Consider the following 14067-nt stretch of genomic DNA (forward strand, 5'->3'; position numbering starts at 1 on the left):
CTCAATTTGTAATGCCAAGTTGGGCGTTATCCTGCGCGAAAATGCAAGGGACGCCGCGCTCACCTTCAAATTTCTGCCTTGTTTTCTCGTTTGTTCCGGTTTTCGCACGACCGCTGACTGATGTTTGGGCAGAGCCAAGGGGACATTTCAGCAAACCCGATTTCGCCATTCGGAACATCGAAATCCGATCTGACCTGGCTCCCGATCCTGTGAGCGATCACGCCGCGAACAAACGTCCAACCGGCGGCAGTGCATGAGTCCAGATGGCACAACCTGTCGCGCGCGACCGCCGGATTTGACCTCGGCTGCCACACCTCCTAACCTGATCTCATTCAACAGAACTGCTCCGCAGATTGAAAGGCCAGAAAAATGGTCATATTTTCCAACAACAGCTATCACCAGTTCAGTGACTGGATCCCAGGCGGGCACCAACTGGTGTCAGACCCCGATACGCCCGATCAGTTCATGTTCCTGCCAACGATCGAGGGGGAACGGGCGATCCGGGTCATCGGAACAGATCTGGTTTTCGATGATGCCGGATGGCCGATTTCAGGAACCGTCACCCAAATTGACTATCTGGAGGCCGATCTTTCCACCGTCGCCTCGAACATGACAGGCATGAATTGGGATGCGGCAGAGGTCGCACAAGCGCTGGATGACGCACTTACCCTGACAGGCGATGCGCGCTTCGCCGGGCTCGTGGACCTGCTGCGGGTTGAGGATATCGTTCTGAATGCCTCGATGGGCTACATGAGATATCAAGGGACGCTTTACGACTACCTCCCCGACCCACAGTCCATCACGATCATGGGTGGCATGTACGGCGAAATAATCTGGGGCTATCAGACCGGCACGGTGATCTACGGCAACGGTGGCGTCGACAGGCTTGATGGCTTTAACGGCGACGACACGCTCTACGGCGGTGCCAACAACGACTACCTGCGCGGGTTCAGCGGGGACGACGTGCTTTTCGGCGGTCACTGGCGTGACAACCTTCAGGGCGGAAGTGGCAACGACATCCTGCACGGCGGAAATGACCATGACCAGTTGAGCGGCGGTTCCGGGAATGACCGGTTGCATGGTGGTGCCGGCAATGACTTTCTGACAGGCGATTTCGGCTTTGACACCCTATATGGCGGCACGGGCAACGACACCCTGCGTGGCGGGGGCAACGCCGATTGGCTTTTTGGTGAGGATGGTAATGACCTCCTCGAAGGATCCGTCGGTTCTGACCGCCTGTACGGTGGCACCGGCGAGGACAGCATCGAGGGGCTCGGTTCTGACGACGCGCTGTTCGGCCAGCAGGGCAACGATCTGTTGTCCGGGAACGACGGTAACGACCGCATATTTGGCGGCACCGGTCACGATACGTTGGAAGGCAATGACGGGAACGATTTTCTTTCCGGCGATGCAGGGTTCGACAGGCTTGACGGAGGGCTTGGGAACGACAGCCTGATCGGCGGATACAATGCCGACACCTTTATCTTTGCAGATGGTTTCGGGCAGGACACTATCGCCGATTTCGAGGCTCTGAACCCTTTCGAGCGCATCGACCTCAGTGGCGTAACAGCCATCACCAATTTCGCGGATCTGCACGACAACCACCTGTTCCAGATCGGTGCGGACGTGGTGATCGACACCGGCGACGGCAGTACCATCACCCTCACCGGCACCGACCTCAGCGACCTGGACGCCTCGGATTTCATCTTCTGACCTCTGCCCCATTAGACACGCCCGAATTCTGGCGCTACGAATGGGGCAGGTCTGGCCCTACTTGATTCTGCCCGCAACCCTCAGACAGTTGGACAGACGGGGCCAGTTGTGCCCTGAATTCACCCGCTCTCCCAGCGAAGAAAGGTCCGATCCATGGATGGCAATTTCAACGAGAACGATATTTCCCGCGTGGTGGAATCCGACCGCGCGCATATCTGGCACCACCTGAGCCAGCACAAGCCCTACGAGACCACCGATCCCCGCATCATAGTCGAAGGCAAGGGCATGCGCGTCTGGGACCAGAAGGGCAAGGAACACCTCGATGCCGTTTCCGGCGGAGTCTGGACAGTCAACGTCGGCTACGGCCGCGAGCGTATCGCCAATGCCGTGCGCGACCAGCTGATCAAGCTCAACTACTTCGCAGGCTCCGCAGGCTCCATCCCCGGCTCCAACTTTGCCGAGATGCTGATCGACAAGATGCCCGGCATGAGCCGCGTCTATTATTGCAACTCGGGGTCCGAAGCGAACGAGAAGGGCTTCAAGATGGTCCGCCAGATCGCGCACAAGCGTTACGGCGGCAAGAAGCACAAGATCCTCTACCGCGACCGCGACTACCACGGCACCACCATCGGCGCGCTGTCGGCGGGCGGTCAGGACGAACGCAATGCGCAATACGGCCCCTTCACCCCCGGCTTTGTCCGGGTGCCGCATTGCCTGGAATACCGCAGCTTTGAACAGGACGGCGCACCGCAGGAAAACTATGGCGTCTGGGCCGCTGACCAGATCGAAAAGGTGATCCTGGCCGAGGGGCCCGATACCGTCGGCGGCCTGTGCCTTGAACCCGTGACCGCCGGCGGCGGCGTCATCACGCCCCCGGAGGGCTATTGGGAACGTGTCCAGGAAATCTGCCGCAAATACGACATTCTGCTGCACATCGACGAGGTTGTCTGCGGCGTGGGCCGCACCGGCACCTGGTTCGGCTACCAGAACTACGGCATCCAGCCGGACATGGTGACAATGGCCAAGGGGGTCGCCTCCGGCTACGCCGCCATCGCCTGCCTTGTCACCACCGAAGAGGTGTTCAACATGTTCAAGGACGATGCCGCCGACCCGCTGAACTACTTCCGCGACATCTCCACCTTCGGGGGCTGCACCGCCGGGCCGACCGCCGGCATCGAGAACATGAAGATCATCGAAGACGAGAACCTGCTGCAGAACACCACCGACATGGGCCATTACATGCTGGACCAGCTGCAGGCGCTGGCCGACAAACACGCCGTCATCGGTCAGGTCCGCGGCAAGGGCCTGTTCCTGGGCGCAGAGCTTGTCACTGATCGCAACAGCCGCGAACCCGTCGCTGAAAAGCTGGTGCAGCAGGTGGTGGGCGATTGCATGGGGCAGGGTGTCATCATCGGCGCCACCAACCGCTCCCTGCCGGGCAAGAACAACACGCTGTGCTTCTCGCCCGCGCTGATCGCGAAAAAGGACGACATTGACCAGATCGTCGAAGCGGTGGACGGGGCGCTGGGCCGCGTCTTCGCCTGAGCATCCGGGCGCTCAGCGCTTTCTTGCCAATAGAAACAGAGGCCGGGCTTGACCCGGCCTTTGATTTATCCGACCCACGCCATGTCTTGCCCGAACAAGATACGCGACCCTGCCAGATGGCTGATCTCCGCCGATAAACCGGTCGGTTAAAAATTTGTCTGAACTTTTCTGGAATGGATCGCGTTAACCCACGAACAACAATTCGGGAGACCAAAATGAAAAAGCTTCTTATCGCCATCCCCATGATCGCCGCACTTGCAGCCTGTGAACCGGGCGGTCCAAATCAGGGCGCCCTGACCGGTGCCGCTCTTGGTGCCGCAACAGGCGCTGCCGTTTCCGGCGGTGACGACCGTGTGGCCGGCGCGCTGATCGGTGGTGCCGTTGGTGCCGCTGCCGGGAACTACATCGGCAAGACCCAGACGGGCACCTGTGTTTACCAGCGTCCCGATGGCTCGCGCTATTCGGCGGCCTGCCCGTAAGACTGAACATCCCTCCAAGGATCGGTTGGGCTTCGCCGCAAGGCGGGGCCCTTCTTCATTTCGGCCCTTGTTGACTCCGATGCGTGCTGGTGGGCCGAGATCATGGCACGCTGATCCGCGCTGTCGGTCGCGGGACAGGTGCCCGTCGATCCAGCCCGATCCACTTTTCGGTCAGGCTTTCCCGCAGCCATGCGTCCTTCATGCCGTTCTGCAGCCGCTTCAGGCTCTGGACCCATTTCGGTATGCGCATCCATTCGCCGGGTTATGGTGGCGGCAAGGATGGCGCGCTTAGCTGAACAAACAGAGGATGCACCCTGCGGTGCATCGCCCGTGTACGGGTTGTGTCGGCCAATTCCCTTCGATCAATGGAATTGAACGAAACCAAAAGTCTCATTTATTGATTTACACGCGCTGAACGACCAGATAGACTCTCCCTGCAAGGCAATTCCATTTCGCATACCGATATCTCCAGATTGATTGCCCGTTAGGTCCAATCTAAGGTAACGTCATGGCCCTTCCCGTCGAAACCTTCTTTCTGCGCCCCGGCACACAGGGAACACTGCAGCAGCAGATCCAGCAAATGATCGCGCAGGGCATCCTGTCGGGCCGGTTCCGGCCGGGTGAAAAGCTGCCCTCCACCCGCAGGCTGGCCGCACATCTCGGCGTCAGCCGGATCACCGTCACCATCGCCTACACCGAACTGCTGGCAAACGACTACCTGACCTCCAAGGGCCGGTCCGGCTACTTCGTGTCGGGCAACGCCCCCACCCCGCCCAGCTTTGCCCCGGCGGCGGAACGGAAAGACGCGGTCGACTGGTCGCGCGCCATCGGCCAGAAGTTCAGTGGCGGCGCCACCGTGTCGAAACCGCAGGATTGGGCAAAGTTCCGCTATCCTTTCATTTATGGTCAGGCCGACCCGACCCTGTTTGACCATGCCAACTGGCGGCTTTGCGCCCTGCAGGCCCTGGGCCAGCGCGACTTTTCGGCCCTGACCACCGATTACTTTGACCGCGACGACCCGCAGCTGATCGAATTCATCGCAAGACACACCCTGCCGCGCAGGGGCATCAACGCCCGGCCCGAACAGATCCTGATCACCCTGGGTGCGCAGAACGCCCTCTGGCTGACCACCCAGGTGCTGCTGACCCAACGCAGACGCGCCGCCGTCGAAGACCCCTGCTATCCCGCGCTGCGCGACATCCTGACCCAATCGCGCTGCCATATGACACCCGTCCGGGTCGATGCCGATGGCATCCCGCCCGATGCGATCCCCCCCGACACGGATGTCATCTTTACCACCCCCAGCCATCAATGCCCGACCAATGCCACCATGCCGATGGAGCGCCGCCATGCCCTGCTGGCCCGCGCCGGAGAGATGAACGCCCTGATCGTCGAGGACGACTACGAGTTCGAGATGTCCTTTCTCAAACCACCCTCGCCGGCGCTTAAATCCCTCGATAGCGATGGCCGGGTGATCTATGTCGGCAGTTTTTCCAAGTCGCTGTTTCCGGGGCTGCGTCTTGGCTATCTCGTGGGGTCCGAGCCTTTCATCAAGGAAGCCCGCGCGCTGCGCGCCTCCGTCCTGCGGCACCCGCCGGGACATATCCAGCGCACCGCCGCCTATTTCCTGTCACTGGGCCATTACGATGCCCTGATCCGGCGCATGGGCAGCGCCCTGCAGGACCGGCGCGCGGTCATGGAAAAGGCCCTGTCAGAGCACGACCTGCGCATCTCCGGGCGCGGCTATTACGGCGGTTCCTCCTTCTGGATGCGCGCGCCCGACGGGGTCGATACCGACGTGATGGCCCGCAGGCTGCATCAGCAGAACGTGCTGATCGAACCGGGCCGCCCCTTCTTTACCGGCGCACATCAACCATCGAACTACTACCGTCTGGCCTATTCCTCGATCCCCGCCGCCCGCATCCCGGAGGGCCTGGCCCTGGTTGCACAGGCAATCCGGGAGTTTTCCTGAAGTGGCCTTAGGCGCCTGTTCTTTTTGGCCCTAACAGTAGGGGATATAGCCGCCTAGGGTGGGCCAAACGCCCGGGAATCGCGCGACTCACGAAATATTAAGGATCATCTGCGATGAAAATGACGACCGAAGAAGCATTCGTAAAAGTCCTCCAACGTCACGGCATCGACAATGCCTTTGGCATTATCGGGTCTGCGATGATGCCAATCTCTGACCTGTTTCCGCAGGCGGGTATCATGTTCTGGGACTGCGCCCATGAAGGGTCGGCCGGGATGATGGCCGATGGCTTCACCCGGGCGACCGGCAAGATGTCGATGATGATCGCGCAGAACGGGCCCGGCATCACCAATTTCGTGACCGCCGTGAAAACCGCCTACTGGAACCACACGCCGCTGTTGCTGGTCACGCCACAGGCCGCGAACAAGACCATCGGCCAGGGTGGCTTCCAGGAAGTCGAACAGATGAAACTGTTCGAGGATATGGTCGCCTATCAGGAAGAGGTCCGCGACCCGACCCGCGTGGCCGAGGTGCTGACCCGCGTCATCGCCAAGGCCAAGCGCCTGTCCGGTCCCGCACAGCTGAACATCCCGCGCGATTTCTGGACCCAGGTGGTGGACATCGAGATCCCCGAACCGATGGAATTCGAACATTCCCCGGGCGGCGAAGGCTCCGTCACCGCGGCGGCCAAACTGCTGAGCGGGGCCCGGAACCCCGTGATCCTCAATGGCGCCGGCGTGGTCCTCTCCGAAGGCGGCATTGACGCGGCCAAGGCGCTGGCCGAGCGGCTGGATGCCCCGGTCTGTGTCGGCTACCAGCACAATGACGCCTTCCCCGGCTCGCACCCGCTGTTTGCAGGCCCGCTGGGCTACAACGGGTCCAAAGCGGGCATGGAGCTGATCAAGGATGCCGATGTGGTTCTCTGCCTCGGCACCCGGCTCAACCCCTTCTCGACCCTGCCGGGCTATGGCATGGAATACTGGCCCAAGGACGCCAGGATCATCCAGGTGGACATAAACGCCGACCGGATCGGCCTGACCAAGAAGGTCACGGTGGGCATCGTGGGCGACGCGGCCAAGGTGGCCAGGGGCATCCTGAACCAGCTGTCCGACGATGCGGGCGACGCCGGCCGCGCAGACCGCAAGGCGCGCATCGCCAAAGCGAAATCCACCTGGGCGCAGCAATTGTCCTCGATGGACCACGAAGAGGACGATCCCGGCACCACATGGAACGAACGCGCCCGCAAGGACAAGCCGGACTGGATGTCGCCCCGCATGGCATGGCGTGCGATCCAGTCTGCGCTGCCGCGCGAGGCGATCATCAGTTCGGACATCGGCAACAATTGCGCCATCGGCAATGCCTATCCCGATTTCGACGCGGGCCGGAAATACCTCGCACCCGGTCTCTTTGGCCCCTGCGGCTATGGCCTGCCCGCCATCGTGGGTGCCAAGATCGGCCAGCCTGATGTGCCCGTCGTGGGTTTTGCGGGTGACGGCGCCTTTGGCATCGCGGTCAATGAGTTGACGGCAATCGGACGTGGCGAATGGCCGGCGGTCACGCAGATCGTCTTCCGCAACTACCAATGGGGTGCGGAAAAGCGGAACTCGACCCTGTGGTTCGACGACAACTTCGTCGGCACCGAGCTGGACACCAAGGTGTCCTATGCGGGCATCGCCCAGGCCTGCGGGCTGCAGGGTGTCGTGGCGCGCACGATGGATGAACTGACGGCGGCCCTGAAACAGGCGATCGACGACCAGATGAACCACGGCAAGACCACGCTGATCGAAGCCATGATCAACCAGGAACTGGGCGAACCCTTCCGCCGCGACGCGATGAAAAAGCCGGTCAGTGTTGCGGGCATCTCGAAGTCCGACATGCGGCCGCAGTCGGTCTGATCTGTGCCGGGGCCGATACTCGTCCTCAATGCGGGATCCTCGTCGATCAAATGCGCGCTTTTCGGGGCGCATTTCCGCGAGATGCTGCGGGTCGAGGCAACGGGGGTCGGTGCCCGGGGCGCGGTGAAGGTCAGCGGTGCCGCACCGCGCGCCCTGTCCCTGCCGGACAATGCCGCCGCGCTGCGCGCGGTGGCGGATGCGCTGGCGGCGGAAGGTGCAGCGCTGGACCGGCTCGCGCTGGTGGCCCATCGCGTGGTGCATGGCGGGGACGAATTCACCGCCCCGGCGCGCATCACTGACAAGGTCCGCGCGGGCATTGAGGCATGCATCCCGCTGGCGCCGCTGCATAACCCGCATCATCTGGCCGCCATCGACTGGATCGCGCAGGCCGCCCCGTCGCTGCCGCAGGTGGCCAGCTTCGACACCGCCTTTCACGCCACTGTGCCCGAGGTCGCCCGGCGATACGCTCTGCCCGATCTGCCCGCCACGCGCGGGCTGCGGCGCTACGGGTTTCATGGCAACAGCTATGCCGCACTTACCCGCGCCCTGCCGGAGATGACCGGCGCGCCGCTGCCCGCTCGGTTGTTGGCATTACATCTGGGCAACGGTGCCTCGCTCTGCGCGATCCGCGAGGGCAAGTCTGTGGCCACCACCATGGGTTATTCGCCTCTGGGCGGGCTCACCATGGGCACCCGCGTCGGCGTGATCGACCCCGGCGCGGTGCTGGAACTGGTCTCCCGCGTCGGGTTGCCGCAGGCCGATCAGATCCTCAGCGCGCAGAGCGGGTTGCTGGGGCTATCGGGCCTCAGCGGCGACATGCGTGAGCTGGCTGCCGGTGACACGCCTGAGGCCGCCTTCGCCCGCGATCACTTTGCCTATTGGGCCGCACGTCAGGCCGGGTCGATGTTCGCGGCCATGGGCGGCTGCGACGCCATCGCCTTTACCGGCGGCATCGGCGAGAACGACGCGGACATCCGCACCCGCATCACCGACCTGCTGCGCTGGGCCGGGGACCTGCCTGTCCATGTTGTCCCCGCCGCCGAAGAGGCGCATATCGCCATGCAGGCCGCGCAGCTGACCCGCATCGACACCGCCGATGCCTGATCCCTGGTTCCCCCTGCCTCTCACCCCGGTCGAGGTGGCGCTGCTGCTTGGCATCACCTTCGCCGCCGGTCTCGTGCGGGGGTTCGCGGGCTTTGCCCTGTCGGCGCTGGTGATGGCGGCTGCGGCCAGTTTCATCGCGCCGATCCTGTTGATCCCGATCCTGTGGTTTCAGGAAATGGCGGCCAGCCTGCTGATGGCACGGGGCGGCTGGCAATCCGCGAACCGAACCCGCGCGGGTCTGCTGGTTGCAGGCAACTGGATCGGCTGGCCCCTGGGCCTCTGGCTGACCGTAAGCCTGCCCGCCACCGCGTCCGGCCGCATCGCATTGGGCATGATCCTTGTGCTGGCCGCCCTGCAGATGCTCAAGGTCAACATCCCCGCCCTCGCCACCCGTGGTGGCACGCTCGTTGCCGGGGTGCTGGCCGGTATCGTCTCTGGCGTGGCACATGTGGGCGGGATGGTGGTCGCGCTCTATGTGCTCAGCCAGAACGATACGGCGCGGACCATGCGCGGCACCCTGGTGCTTTACCTCTTTGTCGGCTCACTTGGATCTTTGATATACCTTCTGGCTTTTGGCGTGATGACCCTTGCGTCAGCACAGGCTGCCATGTTCCTATTGCCGGTGACATTGCTTGGCGTCTGGCTCGGTACCAGGCTCTTTAATCCGAGGTGGGAACCCTACTACAAACCCTTATGTCTCAGCCTTCTGATCGGCTTGGCGATGCTCTCGCTGATCCGCAGCCTAATCTGACTCCCAAAAAAGGACCCGAGTGATGAACCAGCCCAAGCTGAACCTGAGCCCGAAAGTGTCAGATGAGGTGCGCAAGACGACCTGCTACATGTGCGCCTGCCGCTGCGGGATCAACGTTCACCTCAAGGAGGGCAAGGTCGCCTATATCGAGGGCAACCGCGACCATCCCGTGAACAAGGGTGTGCTTTGCGCCAAGGGGTCGGCAGGGATCATGCAGCACAATGCCCCCTCGCGCCTGCGTGCGCCACTGAAACGTGTCGGGCCCAGAGGGTCGGGCGAGTTCGAGGAGATAAGCTGGGACGAGGCCTATCAGATCGCCGCCGACTGGCTGAGGCCCATCCGCGAGTCAAATCCCGAGAAACTGGCCTTCTTCACCGGGCGCGACCAATCGCAGAGCTTCACCAGCCTCTGGGCACAGGCCTTTGGCACCCCGAATTATGCGGCACACGGTGGGTTCTGTTCGGTCAACATGGCCGCCGCGGGCATATACACCATGGGCGGCGCCTTCTGGGAATTCGGCCAGCCCGACTGGGACCATACCAAGCTGTTCATGCTGTTCGGCGTGGCGGAGGACCATGACAGCAACCCGATCAAGATGGGGATCGGCAAGATCAAGGGGCGCGGTGCGCGGGTCATCGGGGTCAATCCCATCCGCACCGGCTATAACGCCGTGGCAGACGATTGGGTCGGGATCACCCCGGGCACCGACGGGCTGTTCATCCTGTCGATGATCCATTGCCTGATGAAGGCGGGCAAGATCGACCTGCATTACCTCGCGCAATACACCGATGCCCCGGTTCTGGTGAACGGTGATGAAAAGTCGCCGGAGTTCGGGCTCTACCTGCGCGATGCGGATGGCAAGCAACTGGTCATGGACCGTGTGACCAAGAAGCTGACACCCTATGACCGGCCCGGTGTGAAGCCGGACCTGTCCGCCACCTACCGTGCAAAGGGCGTGACCCACCGGCCCGTGTTCCACAAGATGGCCGAAATGTACCTGAGCGGGGACTACGCCCCCGAGGCCGTCGCAGACCGTTGCGGCCTGCCTGCAAACCGCATCCGTGCCATCGCATCGGAACTTGCCCGCGTCGCCTTTGAAGAGGCGTTCGAGCTGGACCACAAGTGGACCGACTTCCGGGGCGAGACCCATGACACGATGATCGGCCGCCCGGTCAGTTTCCATGCGATGCGCGGGATCTCGGCCCATGCCAATGGCTTCCAGACCTGCCGCGCGCTGCATGTGCTGCAGATCATCCTCGGCACGGTCGAGGTGCCTGGCGGTTTCCGTTTCAAACCGCCCTACCCCAAGCCCGCGACCGCACATCCCAAGCCCCATGTCGGCATGACGCCGGGGGGGCCGCTGAACGGCCCGCACCTCGGCTTTGTCCATGGCCCCGACGATCTGGCGCTGAAGGAAGACGGCACACCCGCCCGCATCGACAAGGCATTCACCTGGGAAAACCCAATGTCCTCTCACGGGCTGATGCATATGGTGATCTCGAACGCCCATGCAGGCGATCCCTACAAGATCGACACGCTGTTCATGTATATGGCGAACATGTCGTGGAACTCCTCGATGAACACCGGCGGCGTGATGCAGATGCTGACCGACAAGGACGAGAACGACAATTACGTCATCCCGCATATCATCTACTCGGATGCCTATAGTTCGGAGATGGTGGCCTATGCCGACCTGATCCTGCCCGACACCACCTATCTGGAACGGCATGACTGCATTTCCCTGCTGGATCGCCCGATCTGCGAGGCGGACGCCGCCGCCGACGCGATCCGCTGGCCGGTGGTGGAGCCGGACCGCAATGTGAAGGGCTTCCAGTCCGCGCTTTGCGATCTGGGGGCGAAGCTGGGCCTGCCCGGCTTCGTGAACGAAGATGGCAGCCAGAAATACGCCGATTATGCGGATTACATCACCAACCACGAACGCCGCCCCGGCATCGGCCCGCTGGCGGGCTGGCGGATGGGGGCAAACGGCCTGCAACACGGGCGCGGCGGACCGAACGAAGGGCAGCTTGACAGCTACATCAGGAACGGCGGCTTTTTTGCCGAACACATCCCCGATGGTGCAAATTACTACAAACCCTGGAACCGGGCCTATCAGGACTGGGCGGTCAAACTGGGCCTCTACGACAGCCCGCAACCCTATCTGTTCTCGCTCTACGTGGAACCGATGCGCAAGTTCCAGCTTGCTGCCGAGGGCCATGGCGACCGCCAGCCGCCTGAACATCTGCGCGAGCGGATCAAGGCGACGATGTCACCCCTGCCGATCTGGTACGAGACCGACCAGCAGGGCAACGAGGGTTTCACCATCAATGCCCTCACCCAGCGGCCGATGGCAATGTATCACTCCTGGGGCAGTCAGAACGCCTGGCTGCGTCAGCTGCACGGCCACAACCCGCTGTACCTGCCGACCAAGCTGATGCGCCAGCATGACCTGTCGGATGGCGACTGGGCGCGGGTCAGCTCGCCACATGGTGAAATCACCGTGCCGGTGATGGAGATGGCTGCGCTGAACGAGAATACCGTCTGGACCTGGAACGCCATCGGCAAGCGCAAGGGAGCCTGGGCGCTGGACAAGGATGCACCCGAGGCGACCAAGGGGTTCCTGCTGAACCATCTGATCCATGAATTGCTGCCGCCCAAGGCGGACGGGATGCGTTGGGCCAATTCCGATCCGATCACGGGTCAGGCGGCCTGGTTCGACCTGAAAGTGCGCATCGAAAAGACCGAAGCGCCCAGGGAAGCACGGCCCGAGTATCCTGTGATCAAATCGCCCGTCCCGAACGCCCCGGACAATCTGGCGTGGAAGGTCGGCAAATGATCCCCTCTCTTTTTGGCCTTAAATATTCCCGGGGTCCGGGGCAGCGCCCCGGTGCCACACCGACAACGGAGCGCATCAGATGACCACTCTCCCACCCTCCACCGAAAAGAAGCTGGGCCTTGTCATCGACCTCGATACCTGCGTCGGCTGTCATGCCTGCGTGATCTCCTGCAAGGGCTGGAACACGGAGAACTACGGCGCGCCGCTCAGTGACCAGGATGCCTATGGCGGCAACCCCTCCGGCACCTTCCTGAACCGGGTGCACAGCTACGAGGTGCAACCCGAGGAAGGCCATGCGCAGCTGATCCACTTCCCCAAGTCCTGCCTGCATTGCGAGGATGCGCCCTGCGTCACCGTCTGCCCGACGGGTGCCAGCTACAAACGGGTCGAAGACGGGATCGTGCTGGTCAACGAGTCCGATTGCATCGGCTGCGGGCTGTGTGCCTGGGCCTGCCCCTATGGCGCGCGCGAGATGGACATGGAAGAGAAGGTGATGAAGAAATGCACCCTCTGCGTGGACCGTATCTACAACGAAAACCTGCCGGAGGTGGACCGCATCCCATCCTGTGTGCGCACCTGCCCCGCAGGGGCGCGGCACTTCGGCGACCTGGGCGACCCCGACAGCGATGTCAGCCAGTTGGTCGCAGAACGTGGCGGCGTGGACCTGATGCCCGAACAGGGCACCAGACCCGTCAATAAATATCTGCCGCCACGGCCAAAGGATAGGTTGCCGGAAATCGACGTGCTGGCCCCCTTCCTGGAACCGGTGGCGCAGGAGCCCAGCGGTTTCCTGGGCTGGCTCGACAAGGCACTGGAGAAACTCTGATGCATCCCGCACCTTCCGTCATCGCATTTTCGACCTTCTCCGGCCTGGGGTTCGGCCTGTTGTTCTGGCTGGGCTTCGGTGTGCCCGCGGTCAGCGGCTGGTCCGCCTTTGCCTTCTTCACCATCGCATACCTGCTGGCCGTGGGCGGTCTGATCTCTTCGACCTTCCACCTTGGCCACCCGGAACGGGCGCTCAAGGCCTTCACGCAATGGCGCTCCAGCTGGCTGAGCCGTGAAGGCCTCTGCGCCGTTGCAGCCCTGATCGTGATGGCGATCTATGGCGCGGGGCTGGTGTTCTTTGACGCCGCCTGGCAGCCCCTCGGGATTCTGGGGGCGCTGCTGTCGCTTGGCACGGTGTTCACCACGGCCATGATCTATACCCAGCTCAAGACTGTGCCGCGCTGGCACCAGCCGTTGACCCCTTTCTATTTCCTGTCCCTCAGCCTCGCGGGGGGTGCCCTGCTTGCCGGTCAGATCACCTGGGCGGTCGTCCTGCTGATCGCCGCAGGCGCGGTCCAGATCGCCACATGGCTGCTGGGTGACAAGGCGCTGAAGCAATCGGGGACCGATATCGCAAGCGCCACACAACTGGGCGGCATCGGCAAGGTCCGCGCCTTTGAGCCACCGCACACCGGCACCAATTATCTGCTGCGTGAATTTGTCTTTCAGATCGGCCGCAAGCACGCGCAGAAGCTGCGGGTGATTTCATTCGGCCTGATGATCGTGCTGCCGGTGCTGTTGTTGCTGCTGCCCTTCAGCCACCTGCTGGCGGTGGTCGCCGTGCTGGCGCATGTGGCAGGCGTGCTGGCCTCGCGCTGGCTGTTCTTTGCAGAGGCAGAACATGTGGTCGGTCTCTACTACGGCAAACGCTGAACCTGCCCCTGGATGGGTCAGCCGTTCAGGGGAAGCCGCCGCTCCACCACCCGCGCCATGATCGAGGCGCCCAGGGG

General features: G+C 62.7%; 11 protein-coding genes. 10 read left to right on the forward strand and 1 reads right to left on the reverse strand.

Annotation, left to right across the window (positions count from 1 at the left end; genetic code table 11):
• Positions 1–369: 369 nt before the first annotated feature.
• The 3 genes from ACWNZ3_RS16830 to ACWNZ3_RS16840 all read left to right on the forward strand — a co-directional run bounded on the left by ACWNZ3_RS16830 (position 370) and on the right by ACWNZ3_RS16840 (position 3737).
• Positions 370–1713 (forward strand): calcium-binding protein, encoded by a 1344-nt coding sequence (locus ACWNZ3_RS16830; protein ID WP_496900630.1) that lies wholly within the window; start codon positions 370–372, stop codon positions 1711–1713.
• Between the two features lie 153 nt (positions 1714–1866).
• Complete coding sequence (locus ACWNZ3_RS16835) at positions 1867–3258, forward strand: aminotransferase class III-fold pyridoxal phosphate-dependent enzyme (RefSeq protein ID WP_114273725.1); 1392 nt, start codon at positions 1867–1869, stop codon at positions 3256–3258.
• A 215-nt stretch (positions 3259–3473) separates the two neighbouring features.
• Complete coding sequence (locus tag ACWNZ3_RS16840; protein WP_269366007.1) at positions 3474–3737, forward strand: YMGG-like glycine zipper-containing protein; 264 nt, start codon at positions 3474–3476, stop codon at positions 3735–3737.
• A 100-nt stretch (positions 3738–3837) separates the two neighbouring features.
• Here ACWNZ3_RS16840 and ACWNZ3_RS16845 read toward each other — a convergent pair whose 3' ends face one another.
• Positions 3838–3987, reverse strand: coding sequence for a hypothetical protein (locus tag ACWNZ3_RS16845; protein WP_496900631.1), 150 nt, complete (start codon positions 3985–3987; stop codon positions 3838–3840).
• Between the two features lie 258 nt (positions 3988–4245).
• Between ACWNZ3_RS16845 and pdxR the strand changes: the two genes are divergently transcribed.
• From pdxR to ACWNZ3_RS16880, 7 genes are all read left to right on the forward strand, one after another.
• Positions 4246–5709 carry a MocR-like pyridoxine biosynthesis transcription factor PdxR gene (gene pdxR / locus ACWNZ3_RS16850; RefSeq protein WP_269366009.1) on the forward strand — a complete coding sequence of 488 codons (1464 nt, stop codon included), beginning with the start codon at positions 4246–4248 and terminating at the stop codon, positions 5707–5709.
• Positions 5710–5822: 113 nt separating this feature from the next.
• Positions 5823–7601 (forward strand): sulfoacetaldehyde acetyltransferase, encoded by a 1779-nt coding sequence (gene xsc, locus ACWNZ3_RS16855; protein WP_496900632.1) that lies wholly within the window; start codon positions 5823–5825, stop codon positions 7599–7601.
• A 3-nt stretch (positions 7602–7604) separates the two neighbouring features.
• Positions 7605–8705, forward strand: coding sequence for an acetate/propionate family kinase (locus ACWNZ3_RS16860; RefSeq protein ID WP_496900633.1), 1101 nt, complete (start codon positions 7605–7607; stop codon positions 8703–8705).
• Positions 8698–9456 (forward strand): sulfite exporter TauE/SafE family protein, encoded by a 759-nt coding sequence (locus ACWNZ3_RS16865; RefSeq protein ID WP_269366012.1) that lies wholly within the window; start codon positions 8698–8700, stop codon positions 9454–9456. The genes ACWNZ3_RS16860 and ACWNZ3_RS16865 overlap by 8 nt, the downstream gene beginning before the upstream one ends.
• Positions 9457–9478: 22 nt before the next feature.
• Positions 9479–12292, forward strand: a complete 2814-nt coding sequence (locus tag ACWNZ3_RS16870; protein WP_496900634.1) for a molybdopterin oxidoreductase family protein — start codon at positions 9479–9481, stop codon at positions 12290–12292.
• Positions 12293–12371: 79 nt separating this feature from the next.
• The gene (locus ACWNZ3_RS16875; RefSeq protein WP_496900635.1) at positions 12372–13118 is read left to right on the forward strand and encodes a 4Fe-4S dicluster domain-containing protein; all 747 of its coding nucleotides are present in this window, start codon (positions 12372–12374) and stop codon (positions 13116–13118) included.
• Positions 13118–13990 carry a dimethyl sulfoxide reductase anchor subunit family protein gene (locus ACWNZ3_RS16880; RefSeq protein ID WP_496900636.1) on the forward strand — a complete coding sequence of 291 codons (873 nt, stop codon included), beginning with the start codon at positions 13118–13120 and terminating at the stop codon, positions 13988–13990. The genes ACWNZ3_RS16875 and ACWNZ3_RS16880 overlap by 1 nt, the downstream gene beginning before the upstream one ends.
• The last annotated feature ends 77 nt before the right edge of the window (positions 13991–14067 follow it).

This window comes from Sulfitobacter sp. IGS-18 (assembly GCF_059628195.1).